Origin of the sequence: Luteimonas sp. 100069, assembly GCF_003813845.1 — a bacterium.
Taxonomy (GTDB): Bacteria; Pseudomonadota; Gammaproteobacteria; order Xanthomonadales; family Xanthomonadaceae; genus Luteimonas; species Luteimonas chenhongjianii.
In genome coordinates this window covers 723,582-747,729 of sequence record NZ_RPFN01000001.1, presented here as the reverse complement: position 1 = coordinate 747,729, position 24,148 = coordinate 723,582, and the positions used below count along the sequence as shown (strand labels likewise).

The following is a 24,148-nucleotide window of genomic DNA, read 5'->3' as shown; positions in this document are numbered from 1 at the left end:
CGTACGCCGCCAGCCGACGCGGCGCATTCCACCCCGACCGCAGGGCGGACCGGCCACGTGCCGGAAGCCGCAGGAGACCCGGACCGGTGCCGCTGGCCGAGCGCACCCGCGCGCGCCTCGCCACTTGACGCCGCGCTTCTCGCGCCTCTCCGGCCCGCTGTCCACAGACGGTGTGGATGGTCCGATGACAAAGGTGTGGATAAGCCCCGCAAGGCCGCTTGCGGAGTGGCGCGCGATTGCCTGGTCAAAAAATAGCCACCACGGCGAACGGCCCCGCAATGCCCGCTTGACCCGCGCACTTCGATGTGGATCCCGGGGAACGACGAGCGCCCATCGGGTCGGGTGATCGGACCGCACCGCGGTGATGACCTCAAGCCGGCGTCGGTCTCCGGGCGTCCGATCCCCGCCTGCGCAGCGCGCCCAGGCCGGCCGACGCTTACGCGGTGGCTTCATGCAGACCTTGCACAGGCTCCGGGCGCCCCGGCCGTCCGCGGCGCTGGTGCCCGAACACCGGCCCTCAGGCCCGCAGCGTGGCGCCGCCGTCCACGTAGAGATCGCTCATCGCGATGTGCCCGGCCTGTTCCGACAGAAGGAACATCACCGCATGCGCGATGTCCTCCGGCTCGGCGAGCTTGCCCAGCGGGATGCCGCTCTTGAACGTCTCCAGAGTGCCGGCGATGGTGCGTGCCTCCCCGCCGGCGTCGGTCCACATGCCGGTCTGCATCGGCGTGCGCGTCGAGCCCGGCGCGACGATGTTGCAGCGGATGCCGAGCGGCGCGAGTTCCAGCCCGAGGCAGCGCACGAACATCGTCGTCGCGGCCTTGGATGCCGCATAGGCAGCCATGTTCTGCCGCGGGATGCCGGCAGCATTGGAACTGACGGTCACCATCGCGCCACGACGGCGGGGTGCCATGACCCTGGCCAGCGCCTGGGACACGTGAAATACGCCGTCGGTGTTCACGGCGAAGGTGCGGCGCCATTCCTCGGCGGTGAGTTCGAGAACCGACGCGGTCGACAGGATGCCGGCGACATTGACCGCGAGATCGATGGGGCCGAGCTCGGCTTCGATCCGTGCGACAAGCGCATCGACGGCGTCGGCATCGGCGACGTCGAGCGGATACGGATGAAAGCCCGCAACACCGGCCCCCGGCACCGCTTCCCTGTCCGCAGACGCGGCGCCTGATCGCCGCGGCCCAAGGGCTTGCGCGGCTTCTCCCCCGGAGCGAGGCGTCGCGGCGCAGCCGGCCGAGGCCCGATCATGGGCATCGAGCACCTCGACCATGGACGCCTCCCGATCCGTTGCGACCACTGTCGCGCCGCTCTCGCGCAGCAGGCGCGCGACCGCGCGACCGATGCCGCCGGCAGCGCCGGTCACGAGGGCGATCTTTCCGTCAAAACCTGTGAGCTGCATGGAGAAGTTCCGGAGTGCTGGCGTTCGAGTGGGGTCTGGTGCAAACGGTTTGCAGGCGCTTTTCGACAATCACCGAGTGCACATGCGCAGAGTCGGCGTCGCCGGGGTGTCCTCGCACTCTGCCGGCGGCCTCGCAGATCATCCGGGGACTGCGCTCATCCGGACGCTGCGGCATCGAGCGCCGCAAGCCGCGTATCGAGCAATGGCGCGATGTGCGCGGTGGCGTCGCGGCCGGTCAGCTCGGCGTGCAGGAACGGCAGCTCGACAGAGTCGACCCGGGCCGCGTGCGGCGCCCACAGCGACGACTGCAGATGCGGCTGGCCGGCATGGTCACGCCCGGCGCGGACGTGCAGGATCGGGCCGTCGAAGCGCGTGTGGTGGTGCAGGCGTACAAGCCGGTTGGTGTCGGTGACCGCGCGCACCACGCCGTCAAGGACGGCGCCGGGAAGATTGCCGAGCGCACTGTCGCCACGACGCAGGAAATCGACGATCGCCTCGCGCGTCTGCAGGCCGGGATAGGCCTCGGGGTCGTAGCCGGCGATGGCGAGCAATGCGCGCAGCGCTGCAACCGGATCGGGCTCGGGCTCCGCGCGCCAGACCTCGGCCGGGTAGGCATCGAGTAGCGCAAGCAGCCCGACCTCGCGACCGAGGCTGCGCAGGCGCGTGGCCATCGCCTGGGCAAGGATGCCGCCCACCGACCAGCCCAGCAGGTGCACCGGGCCCGCGGGCTGCAACGCGATCACACGCTCGACGTACTCCGCCGCAAGCATCTCGATACTGCCCGGCAACGGCTGCGCGAGATCCAGCGCCGGCGACTGCAGGCCGAACACGCTGCGCGTCGGCGCGAGCGTGCGTGCGAGCTCGCGGTAGCACCAGGCGATGCCGCCGGCCGGATGCACGGTGAACAACGGTGCGTGCCGCGTGTCGCCCTGCGCGAGCGCGATCACCGGGGCCAGGCCGTGGTCGGGATCAACGTCGCTGCCCGCATCGAGCGCAGCCGCCAGGCCCGCGACGGTCGGCGTCGCGAACAGGGCACCCAGGCCGGGGTCGCGGCCGAAGTGCTGCTGGATCGCGAACAGCAGATGCACGGCGAGCAGCGAATCACCGCCGAGCGCGAAAAAATCCGAATCCGAGCCGACGCGCTCGACGCCGAGGGTCTGGGCGAACAGTGCAGCGAGCGCGATCTCGGTGGGCGTGCGCGCAGGCGCGATCGCGCCCGCTTCGAATGCGGGTGCGGGCAGCGCGTCGCGGTCGAGCTTGCCGTTGGCGGTCACCGGCCAGTCGGTCAGCGCGACGAAAGCCGCCGGCACCATGTAGTCCGGCAACTGGCCGGCAATGGCCGCACGCAGGGTCGCAGGGTCGAAGCCGTGTTCGGGCTGCAGGTAGCCGACCAGGCGCCGGTCGCCAGCGCGGTCCTCGCGCACGATCACCGCCGCCTGCGAGGCGAGGCCGCTGGCGACGATTGCAGATTCGATCTCGCCCAGCTCGATCCGCAGGCCACGCAGCTTGACCTGGTGGTCGCTGCGACCGAGGAACTCGACCGCCCCGTCCTCGCGCCAGCGCGCGAGATCGCCGGTGCGGTAGATGCGCTCGCCCGGCAGATGCGGATCGTCGAGGAAGCGCTCGGCGGTCAGGTCGTCGCGGCCCAGATAACCGCGCGCAAGCTGCACGCCGCCGAGGTAGAGGTCGCCGACCACGCCGGGTGGCAACGGCCGCATGCGTGCGTCGAGCACGTACAGCCGGGTGTTCCAGACCGGGAACCCGATCGGCACCGGCCGCGAGCTGTCCGTCCTGCCGGCCGGCCAGAAGCTGACGTCGACCGCCGCTTCGGTCGGCCCGTAGAGATTGTGCAGCTCGGCATCGACCGTCGCATGGAAGCGGTCGCGCAGATCGGCGTCCAGCGCTTCGCCGCTGACGAACACGCGGCGCGTCGACAGCCCGCGTGCCTGCGGCGCGGCGAGGAATGTGGCCAGCATCGACGGCACGAAGTGCAACGTGGTGATGCCGGCCTCGCGGATCAGCCCCGCGATCGCCACCGGATTGCGGTGCGCGTCCGGCGGTGCGACCACAAGCGTGGCGCCGGCCAGCATGGGCAGGAAGAATTCCCAGACCGAGACGTCGAAGGTCGCCGGCGTCTTCTGCAGGATGCGGTCGGACGCCGTGATGCCGTAATGGGTGCGCATCCATTCGAGGCGGTTGACGATCGCCCGGTGCTCGACGACGACGCCCTTGGGCTCGCCGGTCGAGCCGGAGGTGTAGATGACGTAAGCCGCGTGCCCTGGATCGACCGCCGGCAGCGCGGCTTCCGCCTCACTGGACCGCGGCCAATCGCGCGGCGCGTAATGCGGCAGACCTTCCGGCCATTCGATGCCGTCATCGTCGTGCGCGAGCAGCGCAATGGGCCTTGCGGACCGCAGGATCCGCGCGCGACGCTCGAGCGGATGCGCCAGATCCATCGGCAGATAGGCCGCGCCGGCACGCAATACCGCGACCAGCGCGACGATCAGCTCGACCGAACGCGGCAGCGCGACCGCGACCACGCGGTCGGCGCCGGCGCCGCGCGCGCGCAAGGCCTGCGCGAGTGCGCGCGTACGCGCATCGAGTTCGCGGTAGGTCAGGGTCGCGCCGTCGAACATCAGCGCCGGGGCGTCCGGGGTGGCGGCCATCGACGCTTCGATCAGCGCGGCCAGGCTCGTTGCGGGCACCGGATGCGCAGTGACGTTGAACTCGAACAGCGTGCGCCGGGCCTCGGCCGGCGTGGCGAGCTGCACATCGTCGAGCCCCGCGTCCGGTCGTACCGCACATTCGAATACGGCAAGCAGGAACGTCCGCAGCCGCGCCGAATGCGCGGCGACATCGGCAGCGGTATAGAGATCCGGATTCGCCTCGATCTCGAGATCCAGCGCCTGCGCGCCATCGCCGCGGAAGCCGAGCGTGATGTCGTCGACCGGACCTGTCGCAAGGATCTCCAGCGTCGCCGTCGCACCGGCAAGCTTCGCCGGCCGGTAGAACGGCTGGACGTTGATCAGCGGACCGTGCAGCCGCCGCTGGCCGCCGACCAGGCCGAGATCGCGCCGCAGCTGCTCGCCGCGATAGCGGCCATGGCGGCGGCCGCGCACCAGGCCACGGACCATGGCCTGCATGAAGTCCGCGAGCGGCGCATCCGGCATTGCCGGCACACGCAGCGGCAGTACATTCATGACCATCGCCGGCACGCGCGCCGAGGCGCTGCCCAGCCGCCCCATGAAAGGCACGCCGACCACGGCCTCGCCCTGGCCGCCGAAGCGCTGGCAATACCCGGCGGTGAGTGCGGTCAGCACGTCCGGCAGGGGCTGGCCGAGCGCTGCGGCGGCGCGCGCGAGTGCATCGCGAAAGTCCGCACCCAGAGGCTCGACATGACGCAGGCAATCATGCGCGGCGTGGGCGAAGCCGCCGCCGAGACCGGTCGCGGCCGGCATGCCCGCCAGCGCCTCGTGCCAGTAGGCCGCGTCGGCTTTGCGCTTGTCGGAGGCGCGATAGGCCGCGTCCTCGGCCAGCACGCCGTCGAGCGGCGCGAACGCGGGCGCAGCGCCCGCATCCGCATACAGCGCGCATACCCGCTCGGTCAGCAAGGCCATGCCATAACCGTCGGTGGCCAGGTGGTGCACGCGCAGATACCAGACGTAGCGATCGCCGCCGAGCACATACAGCCGCTGCAGTGCGAGCCGGTCGCGCGCCGGGTCCACCGGCGCATGACGATCGCGGCCCATCGCCGCGCGTGCCGCCGCGTGCGGGTCGGCCTCGCCGCCGAGATCGATGATCTCCAGCTGCGGCAGATGCGCGGCATCGACCCATTGCACCGGACCATCGGCGGTCTCGCGCATGCGCAGGCCCAGTGCAGGCGCTTCGCGCGCGGCGCGATCTGCAGCCGAGGCGAATGCAGCCACGTCCAGCGCGCCTTCGATCCACAGCGCATGCGCGGTGTTGAACGCCGGGTTATCCGGCGCCAGGCGCTGCGCATACCACAGGCCCGCCTGCGCTTCGGTCAGCGGCCCGCCCGCGGAATGCACGTCCGCGCCGGCCTGGAGTGCCGCAGTGGTCATCCGGCGCCTGGCAGGTCGCGTTGCAGGCCCTGGACCACCTGCCACCAGCCGGCGAGCGTGGTGTGTTCGGCCAGGTGCGAGAACTCCAGCGGCAGGCCGTGCTCGCCCCAGGCCATCACCAGGCCAAGCACGCGCATCGAATCCAGGCCGAGATCCATCAGGTTGTCGTCATCGCCGACGTCCTCGGGCGCCTCGCCGATCAGCCTGGCGACATCGGCGCGCATGCGCTCGAGGGTCAGCGGCACGGTCCGGTCGGTGGTCATGGCAACAGCTCCAGAAGTCGGTCGGTGGTCAGCGGCACGCCGCAGGTGCGCGCGATCCAGTGCAGCGCGAGGTCGTGGTCGGCACGCGAGAAGTCGGCAAGCGCATCGGCGACGACGAAGGTTTCGATGTCGCGCTGGAAGGCTTCCGTCGCGGTCGACAGCACGCCGATGTGGGCGTAGACGCCGGTGATCAGCAACTGGTCGCGGCCGCGCGCGCGCATCAGGGTGTCGAGATTGCTGCGCTGGAACGCGCTGTATCGATGTTTCACCAGCACGTGGTCGCCGTCCGCGGGCGTCAGCGCTTCGATGATGCTCTCGTGTTCGGGAATGGACTGCATGCCCGGCCCCCACAGGTCGGCCTGCAGGCCGCGGTCGCGTCGGTCCTGGTTGCCGCGCTGCGCGGTATAGAACACCGGAATGCCGCGACTGCGGCAATGCGCGATCAGGCGGGCGAGATTGGCGATCGCGTGCGACAGCGGCGCCTCGTCCTGGACGAAGGCGGCCAGGAAGTAGCGCTGCATGTCGTGCACGAGCAGCGCCACGCGATGCGTCTGCGGCAGCCATTGCCCGCGCGCGACCGGCAGTTCGTCGGCGCGGGGCAGCGGATATGCGGCGATCTTCGGCAGGCCCATCAGCCGGCGTCCTTCTGGTCTTCGAGGAAGCGCGCACGCAATTGCGCCCGCAATTCGCGGCGGCTGATCTTGCCGACCGCCGTGGTGCCGAAGGCATCGACGAACACGATCTGGTCAGGCACCTTGAACGCGGCCAGGCCGCGACCACGTACCCAGGCCTTGAGCTCGGCGGGCCGCGGCTTCTCGCCGCCGGGAATCACGAACGCGCAGCTGCGCTCGCCGAGGTAATCGTCCGGGATCGACACCACCGCCGCATCGAACACCTGCGGATGCGCGAGCAGATGGTCTTCGATCTCCTCGGCGGAGATCTTCTCGCCGGCGCGGTTGATGTGGTCAGTCGCCCTGCCCTGCACCACCAGATGGCCGCTCGGCAGCCGCCGCACCATGTCGCCGGTCCGGTAGAAGCCGTCCGCGGTGAACGAACGCGCGTTCGCGGCGGCGTCGTTGTGGTAGCCGCGGATCGTGTAGGGGCCGCGCGCAAGCAGATGACCCACCTCGCCATCGGCGACCGGCATGCCATGGTCGTCGACCACCAGCACTTCGTCGTCATCACTGATCGGCCGGCCCTGTGTGGTCAGCACGAGTTCCTCGGGATCATCGAGACGCGTGTAGTTCACCAGGCCTTCGGCCATACCGAAGACCTGCTGCAGCCGGCAGCCGAGTCCGGCGACGACGCGCCGCGCGGCCTCGGGCACGAGTTTGGCACCGCCGACCTGCAGCACCTGCAGGCTCGACAGGTCGTGCGCGGACCTGCCCGCGGCGTCGGCCCACAGCAGGGCCAGCGGCGGCACGAGACCGACACAGGTCACGCGCTCGCGGGCGATCAGCGGGAACGCCGCATCGGGCCCGGGTCCCGGGCTCAGCACCACGCGCGCGCCTGCATACAGTGCGCCGAAGAATCCGGGCGAGCTCATCGGAAAGTTGTGCGCGGCCGGCAACGCGACCATGTACACGCTGGCCGCATCGATGCCGCACAGCGCGTTGCTGGCGCGGAAGCTGTAGATGTAGTCGTCGTGCGTGCGCGGGATCAGTTTCGACAGGCCGGTGCTGCCGCCGGAGATCTGCAGGAACGCGACCGACTGCGGATCGGGATCGCCCGGCAGCGGGTCGCGCGGGCCGTCGAGCGCGCCGATGGCCACGAACTCCGCTGCATCGCCGACGACGAAGACGTGGCGCACCGACGGCAGCTCGGCCTGCAGCTCGCGCGCCAGGGTGCGGTAATCGAATGCCTCGTAGCGGTCCGCACAGATGTAGGCGCTGGCGTCGGACTTGCGGGCGAAGTGGCCGACCTCGGTCAGCCGGTGCGCCGGCAGTGCATAGACCGGCACCAGCTGCGCGCGGAACAGCGCGCAGACCACGGCGATGAATTCCGGAATGTTGCCCAGCTGCACGACGACACGATCACCGGGCACGAGCCCCTGTGCCAGCAGGCCGGCGGCGATGCGTTCGGCCTGTTCCCACAGCTGTGCGTAGGTCCAGCGGGTGTCGCCGCCCACGACGGCGATCGCGTCGGCGAACTCGCGCGCCCGCGCGCGCAGGAACGCTGGAAAGGTCTCGCCGCGCCAGTAACCGGCAGCGCGATAACGCGCGACGAAATCATCGGGCCAGATCTGGCGCAGCGGAACTCGGGCTGTCGGGTCGGACATGTGTTGCATCGTCTTGATGGGCGGCGCTCAGGCGCGGGCGCCGTCGATGCCCAGCGCATTGCGCAGGGCCATGAACTTGCCCGCGGTCTCGTCGACCTCGAGCGCGGGCACGGAGTCGGCCACGATACCCGCCCCGGCGAAGAGGTGCATCGCATTGTCCTGCACGCGCGCGCAGCGGATCGAGACGTACCAGTCGCCATCGCCCGAGGCATCCGTCCAGCCCACTGCGCCGGCATAGAAGCCGCGGTCGAAGGGTTCGAGTTCGCGGATCGCCTGCAGCGCCGCCATTCGGGGGGTGCCGCAGACCGCCGGCGTCGGATGCAGCAGGCCGGCGAGCATCGCCGACGACACATCGGGGTCCTTCAGCGTGCCGGTGATCCGGGTTGCCAGGTGCCACATCGTTTCGGTCGCGAGCAGCGCGGGACGCGCCGGCGCCTGCAGCCGGCTGCACAGGGGCGCCAGGCCGTCGAGGATCGCCTCGACGACGAAGCGGTGCTCGCGCAGATCCTTGGCCGATGCCAGCAACGCATCCGTGCGAGCACGGTCGCGGACACTGTCGCCATCCCGCCGGGCCGAGCCGGCCAGCGGATGCGAGACGATGTTCCGTCCGCGGCGCGACACCAGCAGCTCCGGCGTCGCGCCGACCAGCCATGCCGGCGCGTCGCCGGGCGCCACCGGAAGCGGCACCACATAGGTGGTCACGCTGGCATCGTGACCGAGCCGCACCGCCAATGCGTGCGGGTCGATCGCCACGTCCGCCTCCATCCGCAGGCCGCGCGCCAGGACCACCTTGCGCAGGGCTTCGTCGCTGTCGGGCGCTGCACGCAGACCCTCGACGCAGCGGGCAACCGCTGCCGCATAGTCGGCGGCGGCTGGCTGCTCGGACGCTGCGATCAGGCGAACGGACTGCGTGGACTGCGGGCCGGTGGCCGGTACCGAGCGCAGCGGCTGGTAGATCGCATCGTCGTGATGGGGATCGAACGGGAGCGCGCCGACCAGCAGGTCCGGCCCCGGCCGCGGCGCCGCGAAGAATGCCGCGACGCGTGCGCCGAGCGTCGCCGTCGGGCCGGCAGGCAGGCGCGCCTGCACGCCGTCGGTGGCGAGACTCCGGCCCGGCGCGTGCAGCCGGAACCGGTTGTCCGAGTCGTCCACCATCGTGGCAGGAGCCAGCGGGCGCGCGGCTGCGGTCATGGCCGCCGCACCTGATGGGCCACTGCGACGACCGCCAGCACCCCCAGCACGATGCCGACGAACAGATAGGGCAGCGCCGGCGACCACCGATAGAGCACGGTGCCGAGCAGCGGGCCGGCGATCATGCCCATGCCCTGTACTGCCGCGACGGTGCCCGCGGCCGCGCCCTGTTCGTGCGCCTCCACCGAATCGGCCGCCAGCGCCTGGAACGACGGAAACACGAAACCCATGCCGAACGCGGCCACGCCATAGGCGAGCAGCAACTGCGACTGCGTGTCGACCAGGCCCACCGATGCGAACCCCACGCCCGATACCAGTGCGCCGATCGCGATCCACCGTGCCGGCGCGACCGACTTCAGGCGCATCACCAGGCTCTGCGCGCACACCAGACCGATGCCGACCGCGGTCAGCGAAAGGCCGGCCACGCGCGCGCCATCGGCCGGGGAAAGCTGGAGACGATCGATCGCGAAGAAGCCGACCACGACCTGGGCGATGGTCACCGACACCATCGCCGCGAATACCGTGAACACCGGCAGCCGCAGGCGTGGATCGGTCAGCGCCATCGCGGGCCGGGGCTTGCGCAGGGCGGGGTCGGACGGCGGCGCTTCGGGCAACCGCCACCACAGCACCGCGAGCGAAAGCAGCGGCAGCGCCGCGGCGACGTACAGGGCCAGGGCGATTCCTTGGAACGCGATCCAGCCGGCAGCGGCCGGCCCCAGCACCATGCCCAGGGCATTGGCCGTGCCCAGCTTGGCCATCGCCCCGCCCCGCTGGCCGGGCGGCACCTCGTCGGCGACCATCGCCGCAGCAGTCGGCGGAATCGCGGCGTAGAACAAGCCGACCAGCGCGCGGGTGGCGACCAGCACGACGACCGACAGCCACACCGCGGGCGGCGCGCGCAGGGCGGAATCGACGAATACCGCCATCGCGATATAGACGACCGCGTAGCCGGCCAGCCCCGCCAGCAGCACGCGACGGCGGCCGATGCGGTCGCTCAGGCGACCCCAGCCCCGCGCCGACAGCATCCACAGCACCCCGGCTGCGGTGACCGACAGGCCGGCGTGCCATTCAGCGAGCCCCAGCAGACGTACGACAGGCCCGACCACGGCCACGAACGCCATCATCGCCATGGTTCCAGCAAGCGCGGTGAACACCAGCACCGGCAGGGCGGACGTGGCAGGGCGCGCGGTGGTTACGGAGTGCATCGGGTCTCGATCGACGGATGTCACGGCCGGAACGCCGGCGCTGCGACTGGGAGAATGCCGGAGGCGGCATCGACGGGAATGATAACAGGTCGCATTTGAAAGAAGCGCGCTGCAATGGGAAGCAGCAGGCCATTCCGTCAACTGATTGAGAATTGTTCGCATTAATTCTAATATCGCGGCAATTCGCCCAACGCGCTGCCGCCAGCGACCGCCAGGCGCGACTCTCCGCCGGAGCCTCCACTCGATGTCCCCGTCCCGCCGTCAGATCCGGACCGCCCTGTCCGTCTCCCTCGCTTTGCTGCTCGCCTCGCCCGTGCTGGCCCAGCCCGTCCACACCGACGAAGCGACCGAACTCGACACCGTGCGTGTCACCGCCGAGCAGATCGCACGCCAGGCCCTGGGCGCCTCTACGATCCTGGCCGACGACATCGAGCGCCAACCGCCGCGAAGCGATATCGCCGAGTTCCTGCGCACGCTGCCGGGCGTGAACCTGACCGGAAATTCCACCAGCGGCCAGCGCGGCAACAACCGCCAGATCGACATCCGCGGCATGGGTCCGGAGAACACGCTGATCCTGGTCGACGGCATCCCGGTGTCGAGTCGCAACTCGGTGCGATACGGCTGGCGCGGCGAGCGGGATACGCGGGGCGACACCAGCTGGGTACCGCCGGAGCAGATCGAACGCATCGAAGTCCTGCGTGGCCCGGCCGCTGCGCGCTATGGCAACGGTGCCGCGGGCGGCGTGGTCAATATCGTCACCCGCCCGCCCGGCGACACCTTCGGCGGCTCGCTGAACTTCTATGGGCTGGTGCCGACGCATGGCGTCGACGGCGGTAGCCAGCGCGCCGGCGTACTGATGAGCGGCCCTCTGTCCGAGCGCCTGTCGTTCCGGCTGTCCGGCAATGTGGGCAAGGTCGAATCGGACGATTTCGACATCAACCGCGACCATGCGTCCTTGCGCACCGGCAGCAACGCCGGCACCTTTCCGGCGGGCCGGGAAGGCGTGCGCAACCGCAACCTCGCCGCGAAGCTGCTGTGGGAGATCGCGCCGGGCCAGCGCATCGACCTCGGCGCGGGGTTCAGTCGCCAGGGCAACCTCTACGCCGGCGACACGCAGAACACCAACAGCAATGCGGAAGTGCTGGAGCGGATCGGCGACGAGACCAACCGGGTCTACCGGCGGACCGTCGACCTCAGCCATCGCGGCGAGTACGGCGCCTCCACACGCTCGCTGGTCTACGCCGCGCTGGAGCAGACCCGCAACACGCGGCTGCTGGAAGGCCTGGCCGGGGGGACCGAAGGCATCTTCATCGTCGACGGCGGTTTCGGCGACATCGATCTGCGCACGCTGACCCTGCATGGCGAGGTCAACCACACCATCACCGGCGACAGTGTCGACCACGTGCTGACCTTCGGCGCCGAGTGGGCCGACAGCCGGCTCGACGACAGCGCATCCGGGCTCAAGGACCGCAATCCGCAGCCGAACGTGCCGGTACCGCCGACCTCCTGGGATGGCCGCGCCGACGCGCGTATCGCCTCGGTGTTCGTCGAGGACAACCTCTACATCGGCGAGCGCCTGACGGTGACGCCGACGCTGCGTTACGACCACCACGACCGCCACGCCGGCAATTTCAGTCCGGCCCTCAACGCGGCATTCGAGTTCCTCCCGTCGTGGACCCTGCGCGCCGGCGTCGCCCGTGCGTACAAGGCGCCCAACCTCTACCAGAGCAATGCGGGCTATTCGCTCTACAGCAACGGCATCGGCTGCTGGGGCGGCGGTGGTCCCTGCTTCCTGGTCGGCAACGAAGCGCTCGATGTCGAAACCAGCATCAACAAGGAACTGGGCCTGCAGTTCGCCGATGGCCGCGTGCAGGCCGGGCTGACCTGGTTCCACAATGACTATCGCGACAAGGTCGAAGCCGGCCGCACCGTGGTCGACCGGATCGGGAACGTCAACGTATTCCGCTGGGACAACGTGCCCAAGGCGGTGATCGAAGGCCTGGAAGGCAGCCTGGAGCTGCCGGTGGCCGACGCGCTGCGCTGGAACACCAACGTCACCTGGATGCTCGAATCGAAGAACCGCAGCACCGGCGAGGCGCTGTCGACCATCCCGGAATACACCGTCAACACCGTCCTCGACTGGCAGGCGGGCCCCCGCCTGTCGCTGCTGGCCAAGGCCACGCTGTATGGCGAACAGGTGCCACAGGCCCTCGATTACCAGGGCCAGCCGGTCACCGGCAGCGCTGCCGACCGCATGCCGCCCTACACGCTGGTCGGGCTGAGCGGTCGTTACCGGCTCACCGACCGCGTCAGCGTCACGCTGGGCGTCGACAACCTGCTCGACAAGCGCATCTTCCGCCGCGGCAATGCGTCGGGCGTCAACCTCGGCACACCCAACGCGATCCAGGGGGCAGGCGCCTACACCTACAACGAGGCTGGACGCGCATGGTTCGTGGCAACGAACATCGGCTTCTGATCGCACGATGACCCGTCCCATGCAGACATGCCGTCCCCGCTCCCGGCGCCCACTCCGGCTGGCCACGTTCGCGATCGCGGCCGGTCTGCTGTGCGGGCTGCAGGGCGTGCCCTCGACCGCCGCTGCGCAGCAGCGCGATCCCACGCGCACGATTGGCGAGACCGTCGCCGACCGTGTGTCCACGGATTACCGTTTCGAGCGTTTCGACATCGCCAGCCCCGACGGCCAGCGGAGCTGGCGGGTGCATGTCGCGGTCCCGAAGGCGCCGGCACCTGCTGCCGGCTATCCGGCGTTCTGGATGCTCGACGGCAATGCCGCGCTGATCGAGTTCGACGAGGCGCTGCTGGCCGAACTCGCCGCCCGGCCCGTGCCGCATGCGCTGGTGTTCGTCGGCTACCCCAGCGCGCTGCGCATCGATTCCGAAGCGCGCACGCGCGACTACACGCCGTTCGCCGGCGAGCGACCGCAGCGCGACGGCACCACCGTCAGCGGCGGCGGCGGCGCGGATGCGCTGCTCGAAGTCATCGAACGCCAGATCCGGCCGGAACTCGAACAGCGTGTCACGACCGACCCGACGCAGCAGACGCTGTGGGGCCATTCGCTGGCCGGGCTGTTCGCGCTGCATACGCTCTACACCCGCACCGGCGCCTTCGACACCTATGCCGCCGGCAGCCCCTCGCTGTGGTGGGGCGATGGCGCCCTGCTCGGCGCGCCCGAGCAACGTTTCGTCGCCAACAACGCGGGGCGGCCGGCGCGCGTGCTGATCGGCCTGGGCGAAGGCGAGCGCCAGGTGGCGCACCGCGACCTGTCGGATCCGCGCGTCCAGGTGCATCTACGCCGCATCGAAGCCGCGCCGCCGGATTCGGCCGAGAAACTCGCCCAGCGCCTGTCCGCGGTCGACGGCCTGCAGGTGAGCTACCGCGAATTTCCCCGGCTCACCCATGGCCCGATGTTCCGCGCCTCGCTGATGTGGGCGCTGCACATGGTCACGGGCATCGCCGACCACAGCGACACGCCCAGCCGCGCGGAAGGCGTCGAGCCCGTTCGTTGAACGGACCAGGCACACACCCGCGATGACGCCCGCCTCGCGGCGGCGACAGTGCGGATACGAAACACCAAGCAGTCCTCATCCGGCGCCCCGCAGGCCGGTCCAATCCGAGTTCCAGGAGTCCGTCATGCCCAAGCTGTCCTCGCGCCGTTTCCGGCTCGCCGTTCTGTCCCTCGCCCTGTGCGCCGCGGTCGGCGCCGCGGGCGCGCAGGGATTCGGCCAGCCGGATCCCGATTTCAAGGGTGCCGTGCGGGCCGCGAGTCCGGTGATCAAGGCCGGCGACTCGGTCGAGATGACCGGACAGGGCTTCAAGCCCGGCCAGACCGTCACCCTGCTGCGCGGCGAGACCGTGCTCAATGCCGGTCCCTGGACCGCGGACGCCGAAGGCCGCATCAAGGGCAGCGTCCAGGTGCCCGCCGACGCCGCAACCGGCCGCCACCCGATCATCGTGCGCGCCGCCAACCCGGACGCCGCCGCAGTGATCGAACTGAAGGTCTCCAAGGATGTACCGCTGTCGGGCGCGGACCGTTACGACGTGGTCACCAACCAGCTGGTGCAGGGTCTCTACCAGGTGGCGCACAGCGCAAAGTCGGATGCCCTCTTCGTGACCGCCGCCGTGGGGCGTCCGCCGGTCACGCAGTCGGAGCTGCTCAAGCTGGATCCGCGCACGCTGAAGATCACCGCGCGCGTCACGCCTGCCCAGGTCGAGGGGCAGACGGACGGCCGCGTCTACGCCGTCTACGGCGTCGCCGTCGACGATGCCAACGGCAACGTCTGGGTCACCAACACCCGCGACGACACGGTGGCCGTCTACCGCCAGTCCGACCTGTCGCTGGTCAAGCAGTTCGACAAGGGCGTGCTCCCGCATGGCCGCGACCTGGTGGTGGACACCAAGGACAACCGCGTCTGGGCCAGCGGCTTCGGCGGCGGCAAGTTCGTCGCGTTCGATGCGAAGACGCTCGAGGTGGTGCAGGACCTGACCGTGGAATCGAAGGTGCGCGGCGAGGAATTCGGGCCGATGGCGCTGGCCCTCGACCCCGTGGCCGGCGAGCTCTACTCGGTGGGCCTGTCGACCGGCGAGGTCGTGGTGCTCGATGGCGCCACCGGCGCGGTCGACAGGATGTTCCGCTTCCCGACCGTCAATGGCGGCATCGGCGTCGCGATCGATCCGAAGGGTCGGCGCCTGTACGTGGCCGCGCAGGGCAGCGACAACCTGGTGATCGCCAACGCCGACACCGGTGAAGTGCTGCACGACGTGTACGTCGGCGCTGGCGCGGTCTACGTGGCATTCGATCCGCATACCGGGCTCGCCTACGTGGCAAGCCGCGGCGCCGGCACGATCACCGCGGTGGATGCGAACGGCAACATCGTGGCGAATCTCGACGGCGGCACCTTCCCCAACCACGTACTGCCCACCGGCGACGGCACCGTCTACGCCGTCAACAAGTCGCGCGGCGCCGACGACGCCGCGGGCGACCAGATCCGCCGGATCACGCCGAAAACCAACTAAAATCGCTCCATTGCAGCGACCGGACCCGGGTCCGGTCGCTGTTCTTTGCCGGGATGGAACTGCAGATGTCCGAACGCCGCCTTCGCGCCCCCCTCGCCTGCGTGCTCGCCTGCGTGCTCGCCGCGTGCACGCCGTCGGCACCTTCGCCCGACCCGGGCGCAGCGTCCGGCGCGCGCGCAACGGCTCCGGACCCGTGGCCCGACACCTGGCTGCGTATCGCCGGCACCGACATCCCGGGCGTCGCCCGCTCGCCGCAGGACCTGCCGGTCACGGTGCGCTCCGACGATGGGGTCGACGTCACCATCGCCGACACCTCGCGCACCATCGTCGGCAACGACGACATCGTGATGGTCATGGACGCGCTGGGGCTGTCGGACCAGGTCTTCGCCGCGCCGACCAACACGGTCACCGAGACCGGCCGCAATGCGCGCCATCATTTCCTGTTCAACCGCACCACCGGCGTGGAAGGCATCCTCAGCCTCGACGGCACCCTGTTCGTCGGCAACAGCCTGCGGCGCCACGGCAAGCTCGCCCAGCCGCTGCGCGATGCCGGCCAGGCGCTGGTGATCGTCGATGAACTGCAGCCGATCCCCGACAAGGTGCGCAAGCTCGCCACCGTGTTCGGCCACGCCGACGAGGGCGAACAACTCGCCGCGCAGGTCGAGCAGCAGCTCGGCGAAGCCGCGCGCATCGCCGCTACCCATACCCGCCGGCCGCGGGTGATCCATGTCTCGGCCACCGGCGGCGGCGGCTCGCCGACGGTCGGCGGCGCGGATACCGCGGCCGCTGCGCTGATCCGGATCGCCGGCGGCACCAACGTCGGCGACGAAGCCAAGGTCTCCAACTATTCCCAGCTCAGCAACGAGGGCATCGTCGCCGTCGATCCGGAGGTCATCCTGATCAGCGAAGACGATCTGCGCGTGTTCGGCGGTCCTGCCGGCCTGTGGCAGGCCTATCCCTCGCTGAGACAGACGCCGGCCGGGATCGCCGACCGGGTCTGGGTGATGCCCGACACCCAGCTCAAGGTCAGCAGCATCGCCGGCGGCGCCGGCGCGGTCGCGCTGGCCCAGGCACTGGCCGCGCTCGCAGCCGAACTCGACGCCGCCGCGGGCACATGACCGGCGCATCCGGCGCCGCCATGCCTCGACGCACCGGGCTGGTCCGGCGTCCACCGGGCGGCCTGTTGTTCGTGGGCCTGCTGGCGTTGCTGATCGTGGTGATCGTGCTGTCCTTCGGCATCGGCCCGCTGCGCATCCCGCCCGGCGACGTGGTCCACGTGATCGCGCACAAGCTGGGGCTTGCCGATGCCGGGACGCTGAGCAGGCGCGACATCTCGGTGGTCTGGAACCTGCGCGTACCGCGCGCACTGCTGGCGGTGATCGTCGGCGCTTCGCTGGCGATGGCCGGCGCCGGCCTGCAGGGACTGTTCGGCAATCCGCTGGCCGACCCCGGCATCGTCGGCGTGACCCATGGCGCAGCGCTCGGGGCCGTTGGCGCGATCGTGCTCGGCGCGACCGCGCTGGGGGCCTGGACGATTCCGGTCGCCGCCTTCCTCGGCGGCGCGGCGACGACCACCCTGATCTACCTGCTGGCGCGCCCCGACCGCGGGACCGGTACCGCGACCCTGCTGCTGGTGGGCATCGCGATCGCGGCCGCATGCTCGGCGGCGATCGGCTTCTTCACCTACATCGCCGACGCCGACGATCTGCAGTCGCTGGTGTTCTGGCAGATGGGTTCGCTGGCGATGGCCAACTGGAACTCGATGCTGGCCGCGCTGCCGGCCTTCGCCGTGGGCGCCGTGGCGCTGCGCGCCCTGGCCACGCCGCTCGACATGCTCGCGCTCGGCGAGCGGCAGGCGCAGCACATCGGCCTGGACGTCAAGCGCGCGCGCCTGATGCTGATCGCGGTCTGCGCGCTGCTGGTGGGCTCGGCGGTCGCGTTCGCCGGTGTCGTCGGCTTCGTCGGCCTCGTGGTTCCGCATTTCGTGCGCCTGCTCGCCGGCCCGGGCCACCGCTGGCTGATTCCGCTGTCGGCGGTGGCCGGCGGCCTGCTGATCGTCATTGCCGATACCGCGGCGCGCAGCCTCGACCCGCCTTCGGAGATTCCGCTGGGCCTGTTCTCGGCCGCGCTGGGTGCGCCGTTCTTCCTGTGGCTGGTGCTACGCCGTCGGGGCACCGCATGAGCAGTGCGCCCGACCCCGTGCACGACGTACTCGCGCTCGAAGGCGTGAGCGTCCGCATCGACGGCCGCGCGATCCTCGACGCCGTGGACCTGCGTTTCGCGCGCGGCACCCTGACCGCGCTGGTCGGACCGAACGGCGCCGGCAAGTCCACCCTGCTCGCGGTCGCGAGCGGCGATCTGGCCCCGGCGTCGGGCCGGGTGCGGTTGTCGGGCGCGGAGCTGGGCGACTGGAAAGCGCGTGCGCTCGCCCGCGAACGCAGCGTTCTGCCCCAGGACCACGCGGTGCGCTTCGGCTTCAGCGTGCGCGAGGTGGTGGCGATGGGCCGCCTGCCGCACCCGCCGGACCCGCAGGCCGATGCGCGTATCGTCGACGCCGCGCTGGCCGACGCCGACATCGTGCATCTCGAAGGCCGCGACGTGCAGACCCTGTCCGGCGGCGAGGCCTCGCGCACCGCGTTCGCGCGCGTGCTGGCCCAGACCACGCCGGTCGTCTTCCTCGACGAACCCACCGCGGCGCTCGACCTGCAGCACCAGGAAGCGGTGCTGCGCATCGCCCGCGGCCTCGCCGACGACGGCGCCTGCGTAGTCGTCGTCCTGCACGATCTCAATCTCGCCGCCGGCCACGCCGACCGCATCGTCGTGCTGCACGGCGGCCGCATCGCCGCCGACGGCAGCCCGCGCGAGGTGTTGACGCAGGCGACCATCGAGCGCGTCTACGCGCAGCCGGTGCTGGTGCTGGTGCATCCCACCCGCGGCGTGCCCCTCGTGGTCAGCGACGATCCGCGCGGCGCGCGATGACCCGCGTGCCGGCGTTTCTTGCTCGAAGGCCACGCTTCCCCGGTGCGCCGCCCGTTGCAGCGCTGCCCCCTACGTCGCGCGCACCGTTCCGTGGACGACTACAGGTACAGACCATGCTTCGACCCTTTGCCGTTTACCTTGTCGCCTATCTCGCCGTGTTTATCTTTCGGGCGATCAACGGAAGCACGGCGCCGGATGCTCTGCTGGGCCTGCTTGTGAGCATCGCCCTCGCGTTCCAGATATCGCGCTCCATCCTGTTACGCCTCAAGAGAAAAGATGAGGCAGGCCGATTCACCGACCAGGTCATGAGGGGCACCACGCTTTACACGGTCGTCATGATGGTCGCCCTCCCCACCAGCTTCGTCGTGATCGTCGGCTATCTCCTCATCTACACGCTCACGATGTAGCGCTCGGCGGCGATGCTGTTTTCAGACGGATGGCGATGTATGCAACAGCCTTCCGCCACCACCCATACCCGCCGCCGGTGCTGGTACCCCGACACCCGCCGGCGATGTCCTGTGGCCGCCGGCAGTCCTCCATGTTCCCCTTCGGATCCCGCAGGAATGCGGTGACGACCACCCGCAACGGCAAGCCGGACCGGCGGCCTGCTTCAGGGCCGCGACAGAGGTGCGAACCTAGCCACAGACACACGATGCGGGGGCGAGATGTTCTCGCCGCCTCACTCCGCCTCGCGCAAGCGCGCGACCACCGGCGCCACCTGCGCCTGCCGGTTCAGCGCCGCGCCGACATCGATCAGGCGCTGCGCGAGCGTCGCCGGGTCGTCCGTCCGCAGGGTTGCGTGGCCGACCTTGCGACCCGCGCGCGGCTGCTTGCCGTAGTCGTGCCAGTGGCCGCCACTCGTCGACAGCAAGGGCGCGGCGTCGGGCATCTCGCCGATCCAGTTGAGCATGCAGGCGTGGCCGCGCATCGCGGGATCGCCCAGCGGCAGGCCGAGGACCGCGCGCAGATGGTTCTCGAACTGGGAGGTCTCGCTCCCTTCAATCGTCCAGTGCCCGGAGTTGTGCACGCGCGGCGCGAGCTCGTTGGCCAGCAATTCGCCATTCCGGCAGAACAGTTCGAGCGCGAACACGCCCACATAGTCCAGCCGCTCGGCGAGCGCGCGCGCATGCGCGATCGCGGTGGCCTGCAGCGCCGCGTCGACCTGCGCAGGGGCGAGGCTCGCCGACAGCACGCCATCAACGTGCCAGTTCTCGGTCAGCGGCCAGGCGCGGAACTCACCATCGCGGCCACGCACCGCGACCACGCTCAGTTCGCGCTCGAAGGCGACGAACCCCTCCAGGATCAGACCCACGGCTTCCGCCTGCGCGCCGAGCGCCTGCCATGCCGCCTCGACATCCGCCGGCGTCCGGATGCGGAACTGGCCCTTGCCGTCATAGCCCAGCCGCCGCGTCTTGAGGATGCAGGGCGTCCCGATGCGCTGTACTGCCGCGTCGAGCGCCTCGCGCGTGGCGACGTCGGCGAAGTCCGGCACCGGGATGTCGAGCTCGCGGAACAGGGTCTTCTCCGCCAGCCGATCCTGGCTCAGCGCCAGCGCATCGGGGTTGGGAAACACCGGCACGCGCTCGCTCAGCCAGCGCGCGCTCGCCGCCGGCACGTTCTCGAAATCGAAGGTCGCGACATCCACCCGCCCGGCGAACTCCGCCAGCGCGCGCTCGTCCCGGTAGTCGCCGACCAGCAGCGGTGCGAACTGACCCGCACACGCGTCATCCGCGGTGTCCATGACCAGGAACCGCAGGCCCAGCGGCGCGCCCGACAGCGCGAGCATGCGGGCGAGCTGGCCGCCTCCGAGAATTCCAACGGTGGTCATGCGTGTATCCACTTCAGCAGGATGGAAAGCCCGACCCGCAAGTGCGGACGGGATGATTGATGGGCGCGGCCAGCGGCCACGCTGGAAGATCCGGGCGCCCTGTCGAGCGGGCGCGAGAAACGGCCATGCGCACGGAGCGGCCATCCGCCCCCGCCTCGGTTTCCCGACGCCGGAAGAACGGAACGGGGCCGCGCAAGGTCACCGGCGCGGATCGTCGTTGCCGGCGACTTCCTCGGTCTGACGCTGCCGGAATTCGTCGAGCGCAGCGGCGACCGCCGCATCGTCGAACGCGAGCATCGCGGCGGCGAACAGGGCCGCATTCGCAGCGCCCGCGTTGCCGATCGCGAATGTCGCCACCGGGATACCGGCCGGCATCTGCACGATCGACAGCAGCGAATCCATGCCGTTGAGCGCCTTGGACTGCACCGGAACGCCGAGCACCGGCACCGCGGTCTTCGCGGCCAGCATGCCCGGCAGGTGGGCCGCACCGCCGGCACCGGCGATGATCGCGCGCAGGCCGCGCGAGCGGGCCGTGGCGGCATAGTCGAACAGCACATCGGGCGTGCGGTGTGCGGAGACCACGCGGATCTCGTGCGCCACGCCAAGCTGCTCGAGCTTCTGGGCGGCATGCTGCATCGTGTCCCAGTCGGATCGCGAACCCATCACGATGCCGACCTTCGGCGGAACGGAACTGGCGGTCATTGGGGGTCCCCCGGCCACAAAGACGCATTTTATCCGTGCTGGCACATTCCTGCTCGCACTGCGGCATCACCGCGGTCCGAGGGGCGCCGCCGGTGGATCGGGTGCTACCCTTTGCCGTCCACACAGAGCTCCGCCAAGACCGCCCATGGACCGCAAGTTGCTCGATATCCTCGTCTGCCCCGCCAGCCGTCAGCCGCTCGCAATGCTCGATGCGGCCGGGCTCGATGCCCTCAATGCGGCGATCGCATCCGGCCAGGTCCGGCGCGACGACGGCACCGCGCAGGCCGGCCCGCTGCGCGAGGCACTGGTGACCGACGATCGCAAGCGCGTGTACCGCATCGACGACGGCATTCCGGTGCTGCTGGTCGAAGAGGCCATCGCCACCGCGCAGGTGCCGGATTTTCCGAAGGCATGAGCGGCGACCGTTTCGGGATTCCCCATGACGCCGTGGCCGCGAATGTGGCCGCAGCGCTCGCCGAGGACATCGGCAGCGGCGACGTCACCGCCGCGCTGCTGCCCGACGGGGACGACGTCGCCTACCTGCTGTGCAAGGCCGACGCTGTGGTCTGCGGTCGGCCCTGGTTCGATGCCTGCCACCGCGCACTCGATCCCGACATGCGTATCGACTGGCGCGTGGCCGAGGGCGATCGCGTCGATGCCGGCACGGTGCTGGCCACGTTGTCGGGCCGTGCCCGCGCGCTGGTCAGCGCGGAGCGCGCGTCGCTGAATTTCCTGCAGACGTTGAGCGCGACCGCGACCGTCACCGCGCAACACGTCGCCGCCGTGGCCGGCACCGGCACGCGCATCCTCGACACCCGCAAGACCCTGCCCGGCCTGCGCCTGGCGCAGAAGTACGCGGTGCGCGTCGGCGGCGGCCTCAACCATCGCATCGGTCTCTACGACACGGTGATGCTGAAGGAAAACCACGTGCGCGCCGCCGGCGGCATCGCGGCTGCGGTCGCGGTTGCGCGCGCGTGCTTCCCGGAATTGCCTCTGGTGATCGAGGTCGAAAGCCTTGACGAACTGCGCGAAGCGCTCGATGCCGGGTGCACGCGCGTACTGATCGACGACTTCGATGCCCCGACGCGGCGCGAGGCCGTGCGCATCGCCCGCGCCGCTCCCTATTCCGGCCGGGTACCGCTGGAGGTGTCAGGCAGCGTCGATCTGCAGGGATTGCGCGCGATCGCCGAGGACGGGGTCGATTTCGTCTCGATCGGAGGCCTCACCAAGCACGTCCACGCAATCGACCTGTCGCTCAAGCTGGGTACGCCGCCCGTCTGAGGGCAGCGACTGCGCAGCCGGCCGGCTCGCGAGCGGCATCGGTCAAGCGGCCACGCCGGGTCCCTGTAGAACGACGAGCCGGAGCGCTGTGGCCGCAGCGCGACCGCCGACTGTGCACGCGCCGGCCCGCCCCACGCAGCGGCCAAAGCACGCACACTGCACCGGCGCCCCGGACCGCCTCTTGTATCCGCCGCCTCCGACCACCACGATGCCTGCATGCCCGACTTTCCGACGATGATCTTCGCGATGCTGGCCGCGTTTGCCGCATTCCAGTGGTGGAGCAGCGCCCGCGCGGCCGCCGAACGGGCCGGACAACTGGGGCGCGAGGCCTGCGAGCGCGCCGGCGTGCAGTGGCTCGACCAGAGCGTGCATGCGCACTCGATGCGCCTGCGCCGAAGCGACGACGGGCGGCTGCGGGTTGAGCGCAGTTTCCGCTTCGAATATTCCGATGATGGCGTCCAGCGCCATATCGGCCACCTGGTCCTGCACGGCGGGCGACTGGTCGCCTTCAGCGGGCCGACGCGACCCGAAGCCACGCCGCTGCATTCGATCAACTGAAGGCGCGCGGCCCGGGGCCGCCCTACTTCACCACGCGCAGATGACCGCGACGCGGCTCGCTCGGCGCATCGCCGCCCGGCGGCTCGTCAGGGCCGTCGCCATCATCCTCGACAGCGTGCAGGCTCGGCGCCTCGGCCTCATCGGCCTCGTGGGGCTCCCCGCCGCTACCGCCGATATCTTCGGGCAATGCCATGCCCTGCCCGGTCTCGCGCGCGTAGATCGCGAGAATCGCACCGATGGGCACCAGCACCGACTGGCTGACGCCGCCGAAACGTGCCGAGAAACGCACGCTGTCGTTGTCCATTTCCAGTCGCCCGACCGCGCGGTCGGCGATGTTGAGCACGACGCGTCCGTCCTTGACCGCATGCGCGGGAACCCGCACACCGGGCTGGCGCGCATCCACCAGGATGTGCGGTGTCATGCCGTTGTCGGCGATCCATTCGTACAGCGCCCGCAGCAGGTACGGGCGGTGGCTGGTCATCGGTGCGGGGCTGTCGGTCATGCGCGACAGTTTATCCGGTCGCCGCGTGGTTCAGACGTCGAGACGTGCCGTCAGTCGGGCAGCGCGCGCAACTGCCGCTCCTGCGGCGTGAGGCTGCGGACGAAACCCGGACTGCGGAAGATGCGGTTGCCGTAATCCTCGATGGCCTTCGCCCCATCCTTGGGCAGCGGAATGCCGAGCGCCTGCAAACGCCAGACGATCGGCGCGACCGCGCAGTCGGCCAGGCTCATTTCCGGATTGAGGAAGAACTTGCTCGCCTTGAACAGCGGCACCGCCGCAGTCACCAGCTCCTTGAGACGCTTGCGCCCGGCCTCGGCCTGGGCCTTGTTGCCCATCTGGATGGCCTGCACCTGCGGCACCCAGTCATGTTCGACCCGCAGCATCGCCAGACGCAGGCGCGCGCGCGACAACGGATCGACCGGCATCAGCGGCGGATGCGGATAGCGTTCGTCGAGGTACTCGGTGACCACGCTCGCCGCATAGAGCACCAGCTCGCGCTCCACCAGGGTCGGCACGGAGTGGTAGGGATTGAGGTCGATCAGGTCTTCTGGTGGGTTCTGCGCATCCACCGGGACCATGTCGTAGGTCACGCCCTTGGCGGCGAGCACCAGGCGCGCCCGATGACAGAGCACGTCGTCGACCGAAGAGAACAGCGTCAGTACGTTTCGCATGGATGCACCCACGGCCGTCGCCCGGCCTCCGGCGGCTGGAGTCCGCCAGCCCGGTGACACCGGCTGCTCACGCAGACGGTCGTCGCGGTTTTCCGAGTCTCGCACTTCGCCGCGCCGGACGGCAATGGGCCGTCCGCTCCCCCGAGCCGGCCTTCGAATCAGC

20 protein-coding genes and 1 pseudogene are annotated in these 24,148 nt (G+C 70.3%); 10 read left to right on the top strand and 11 right to left on the bottom strand.

What is annotated here, in order from left to right:
• Nucleotides 1-517 precede the first annotated feature (517 nt).
• The 7 genes from EGK76_RS03325 to EGK76_RS03295 all read right to left on the bottom strand — a co-directional run bounded on the left by EGK76_RS03325 (nt 518) and on the right by EGK76_RS03295 (nt 10,430).
• Nucleotides 518-1,411: a 2,3-dihydro-2,3-dihydroxybenzoate dehydrogenase gene (locus EGK76_RS03325; protein WP_123832051.1), complete on the bottom strand. Its 894-nt coding sequence runs from the start codon at nt 1,409-1,411 to the stop codon at nt 518-520.
• 155 nt (nt 1,412-1,566) lie between these two features.
• Nucleotides 1,567-5,493: a non-ribosomal peptide synthetase gene (locus EGK76_RS03320; RefSeq protein ID WP_123831637.1), complete on the bottom strand. Its 3,927-nt coding sequence runs from the start codon at nt 5,491-5,493 to the stop codon at nt 1,567-1,569.
• On the bottom strand, nt 5,490-5,756 hold the full coding sequence (locus EGK76_RS03315; RefSeq protein WP_096299186.1) for a phosphopantetheine-binding protein: 267 nt from the start codon (nt 5,754-5,756) through the stop codon (nt 5,490-5,492). The genes EGK76_RS03320 and EGK76_RS03315 overlap by 4 nt, the downstream gene beginning before the upstream one ends.
• The gene (locus tag EGK76_RS03310) at nt 5,753-6,388 is read right to left on the bottom strand and encodes an isochorismatase family protein (protein ID WP_123831636.1); all 636 of its coding nucleotides are present in this window, start codon (nt 6,386-6,388) and stop codon (nt 5,753-5,755) included. Before EGK76_RS03310 ends, EGK76_RS03315 begins: the two co-directional genes overlap by 4 nt.
• Nucleotides 6,388-8,034: an AMP-binding protein gene (locus EGK76_RS03305; RefSeq protein ID WP_123831635.1), complete on the bottom strand. Its 1,647-nt coding sequence runs from the start codon at nt 8,032-8,034 to the stop codon at nt 6,388-6,390. Before EGK76_RS03305 ends, EGK76_RS03310 begins: the two co-directional genes overlap by 1 nt.
• 27 nt (nt 8,035-8,061) lie before the next feature.
• Nucleotides 8,062-9,225 carry an isochorismate synthase gene (locus tag EGK76_RS03300; protein WP_123831634.1) on the bottom strand — a complete coding sequence of 388 codons (1,164 nt, stop codon included), beginning with the start codon at nt 9,223-9,225 and terminating at the stop codon, nt 8,062-8,064.
• Nucleotides 9,222-10,430, bottom strand: a complete 1,209-nt coding sequence (locus EGK76_RS03295) for an MFS transporter (protein WP_123831633.1) — start codon at nt 10,428-10,430, stop codon at nt 9,222-9,224. The genes EGK76_RS03300 and EGK76_RS03295 overlap by 4 nt, the downstream gene beginning before the upstream one ends.
• A 244-nt stretch (nt 10,431-10,674) precedes the next feature.
• On the opposite strand from EGK76_RS03295, the gene EGK76_RS03290 reads away from it, so the two are divergent.
• The 7 genes from EGK76_RS03290 to EGK76_RS03260 all read left to right on the top strand — a co-directional run bounded on the left by EGK76_RS03290 (nt 10,675) and on the right by EGK76_RS03260 (nt 18,850).
• Complete coding sequence (locus EGK76_RS03290; RefSeq protein ID WP_123831632.1) at nt 10,675-12,906, top strand: FepA family TonB-dependent siderophore receptor; 2,232 nt, start codon at nt 10,675-10,677, stop codon at nt 12,904-12,906.
• A 7-nt stretch (nt 12,907-12,913) separates the two neighbouring features.
• Nucleotides 12,914-13,957 (top strand): alpha/beta hydrolase-fold protein, encoded by a 1,044-nt coding sequence (locus EGK76_RS03285; RefSeq protein WP_233580143.1) that lies wholly within the window; start codon nt 12,914-12,916, stop codon nt 13,955-13,957.
• A gap of 124 nt (nt 13,958-14,081) precedes the next feature.
• Nucleotides 14,082-15,464: a YncE family protein gene (locus EGK76_RS03280; RefSeq protein ID WP_123831631.1), complete on the top strand. Its 1,383-nt coding sequence runs from the start codon at nt 14,082-14,084 to the stop codon at nt 15,462-15,464.
• Between the two features lie 65 nt (nt 15,465-15,529).
• Entirely contained in the window at nt 15,530-16,582 is a 1,053-nt protein-coding gene (locus tag EGK76_RS03275; protein WP_233580142.1) for an ABC transporter substrate-binding protein, read from the top strand.
• Between the two features lie 20 nt (nt 16,583-16,602).
• Nucleotides 16,603-17,646, top strand: a complete 1,044-nt coding sequence (locus EGK76_RS03270) for an iron ABC transporter permease (RefSeq protein WP_199730844.1) — start codon at nt 16,603-16,605, stop codon at nt 17,644-17,646.
• Nucleotides 17,643-18,443 (top strand): heme ABC transporter ATP-binding protein, encoded by an 801-nt coding sequence (locus EGK76_RS03265; RefSeq protein ID WP_096299202.1) that lies wholly within the window; start codon nt 17,643-17,645, stop codon nt 18,441-18,443. The genes EGK76_RS03270 and EGK76_RS03265 overlap by 4 nt, the downstream gene beginning before the upstream one ends.
• Before the next feature lie 113 nt (nt 18,444-18,556).
• Nucleotides 18,557-18,850 carry a hypothetical protein gene (locus tag EGK76_RS03260; RefSeq protein WP_096299204.1) on the top strand — a complete coding sequence of 98 codons (294 nt, stop codon included), beginning with the start codon at nt 18,557-18,559 and terminating at the stop codon, nt 18,848-18,850.
• 272 nt (nt 18,851-19,122) lie between these two features.
• Here the strand turns inward: EGK76_RS03260 and EGK76_RS03255 are convergent, their stop codons facing one another.
• Complete coding sequence (locus EGK76_RS03255) at nt 19,123-20,271, bottom strand: 5-(carboxyamino)imidazole ribonucleotide synthase (protein ID WP_123831628.1); 1,149 nt, start codon at nt 20,269-20,271, stop codon at nt 19,123-19,125.
• Nucleotides 20,272-20,469: 198 nt separating this feature from the next.
• Entirely contained in the window at nt 20,470-20,973 is a 504-nt protein-coding gene (gene purE / locus EGK76_RS03250) for a 5-(carboxyamino)imidazole ribonucleotide mutase (RefSeq protein WP_096299208.1), read from the bottom strand.
• A 145-nt stretch (nt 20,974-21,118) separates the two neighbouring features.
• On the opposite strand from purE, the gene EGK76_RS03245 reads away from it, so the two are divergent.
• From EGK76_RS03245 to EGK76_RS03235, 3 genes are all read left to right on the top strand, one after another.
• Complete coding sequence (locus EGK76_RS03245; RefSeq protein ID WP_096299210.1) at nt 21,119-21,388, top strand: Trm112 family protein; 270 nt, start codon at nt 21,119-21,121, stop codon at nt 21,386-21,388.
• On the top strand, nt 21,385-22,254 hold the full coding sequence (gene nadC, locus EGK76_RS03240; RefSeq protein ID WP_096299212.1) for a carboxylating nicotinate-nucleotide diphosphorylase: 870 nt from the start codon (nt 21,385-21,387) through the stop codon (nt 22,252-22,254). The genes EGK76_RS03245 and nadC overlap by 4 nt, the downstream gene beginning before the upstream one ends.
• Nucleotides 22,255-22,470: 216 nt before the next feature.
• Nucleotides 22,471-22,812, top strand: coding sequence for a DUF3301 domain-containing protein (locus tag EGK76_RS03235; protein WP_096299214.1), 342 nt, complete (start codon nt 22,471-22,473; stop codon nt 22,810-22,812).
• A 37-nt stretch (nt 22,813-22,849) separates the two neighbouring features.
• On the opposite strand, the pseudogene EGK76_RS03230 reads toward EGK76_RS03235, so the two are convergent.
• Both EGK76_RS03230 and EGK76_RS03225 read right to left on the bottom strand, forming a co-directional pair.
• Nucleotides 22,850-23,293: pseudogene (locus EGK76_RS03230) on the bottom strand (ClpXP protease specificity-enhancing factor); the annotation flags it as partial.
• Nucleotides 23,294-23,364: 71 nt separating this feature from the next.
• Complete coding sequence (locus EGK76_RS03225; RefSeq protein ID WP_096299218.1) at nt 23,365-23,985, bottom strand: glutathione S-transferase N-terminal domain-containing protein; 621 nt, start codon at nt 23,983-23,985, stop codon at nt 23,365-23,367.
• Nucleotides 23,986-24,148 lie beyond the last annotated feature (163 nt).

Excerpts from the sequence above, each read along its gene's own strand:
- EGK76_RS03325 (WP_123832051.1), bottom strand. The coding sequence starts at position 1,411 with ATGCAGCTCACAGGTTTTGACGGAAAGATCGCCCTCGTGACCGGCGCT.
- EGK76_RS03320 (WP_123831637.1), bottom strand. The coding sequence starts at position 5,493 with ATGACCACTGCGGCACTCCAGGCCGGCGCGGACGTGCATTCCGCGGGC.
- EGK76_RS03315 (WP_096299186.1), bottom strand. The coding sequence starts at position 5,756 with ATGACCACCGACCGGACCGTGCCGCTGACCCTCGAGCGCATGCGCGCC.
- EGK76_RS03310 (WP_123831636.1), bottom strand. The coding sequence starts at position 6,388 with ATGGGCCTGCCGAAGATCGCCGCATATCCGCTGCCCCGCGCCGACGAA.
- EGK76_RS03305 (WP_123831635.1), bottom strand. The coding sequence starts at position 8,034 with ATGTCCGACCCGACAGCCCGAGTTCCGCTGCGCCAGATCTGGCCCGAT.
- EGK76_RS03300 (WP_123831634.1), bottom strand. The coding sequence starts at position 9,225 with ATGACCGCAGCCGCGCGCCCGCTGGCTCCTGCCACGATGGTGGACGAC.
- EGK76_RS03295 (WP_123831633.1), bottom strand. The coding sequence starts at position 10,430 with ATGCACTCCGTAACCACCGCGCGCCCTGCCACGTCCGCCCTGCCGGTG.
- EGK76_RS03290 (WP_123831632.1), top strand. The coding sequence starts at position 10,675 with ATGTCCCCGTCCCGCCGTCAGATCCGGACCGCCCTGTCCGTCTCCCTC.
- EGK76_RS03285 (WP_233580143.1), top strand. The coding sequence starts at position 12,914 with ATGACCCGTCCCATGCAGACATGCCGTCCCCGCTCCCGGCGCCCACTC.
- EGK76_RS03280 (WP_123831631.1), top strand. The coding sequence starts at position 14,082 with ATGCCCAAGCTGTCCTCGCGCCGTTTCCGGCTCGCCGTTCTGTCCCTC.
- EGK76_RS03275 (WP_233580142.1), top strand. The coding sequence starts at position 15,530 with ATGTCCGAACGCCGCCTTCGCGCCCCCCTCGCCTGCGTGCTCGCCTGC.
- EGK76_RS03270 (WP_199730844.1), top strand. The coding sequence starts at position 16,603 with ATGCCTCGACGCACCGGGCTGGTCCGGCGTCCACCGGGCGGCCTGTTG.
- EGK76_RS03265 (WP_096299202.1), top strand. The coding sequence starts at position 17,643 with ATGAGCAGTGCGCCCGACCCCGTGCACGACGTACTCGCGCTCGAAGGC.
- EGK76_RS03260 (WP_096299204.1), top strand. The coding sequence starts at position 18,557 with ATGCTTCGACCCTTTGCCGTTTACCTTGTCGCCTATCTCGCCGTGTTT.
- EGK76_RS03255 (WP_123831628.1), bottom strand. The coding sequence starts at position 20,271 with ATGACCACCGTTGGAATTCTCGGAGGCGGCCAGCTCGCCCGCATGCTC.
- purE (WP_096299208.1), bottom strand. The coding sequence starts at position 20,973 with ATGACCGCCAGTTCCGTTCCGCCGAAGGTCGGCATCGTGATGGGTTCG.
- EGK76_RS03245 (WP_096299210.1), top strand. The coding sequence starts at position 21,119 with ATGGACCGCAAGTTGCTCGATATCCTCGTCTGCCCCGCCAGCCGTCAG.
- nadC (WP_096299212.1), top strand. The coding sequence starts at position 21,385 with ATGAGCGGCGACCGTTTCGGGATTCCCCATGACGCCGTGGCCGCGAAT.
- EGK76_RS03235 (WP_096299214.1), top strand. The coding sequence starts at position 22,471 with ATGCCCGACTTTCCGACGATGATCTTCGCGATGCTGGCCGCGTTTGCC.
- EGK76_RS03225 (WP_096299218.1), bottom strand. The coding sequence starts at position 23,985 with ATGCGAAACGTACTGACGCTGTTCTCTTCGGTCGACGACGTGCTCTGT.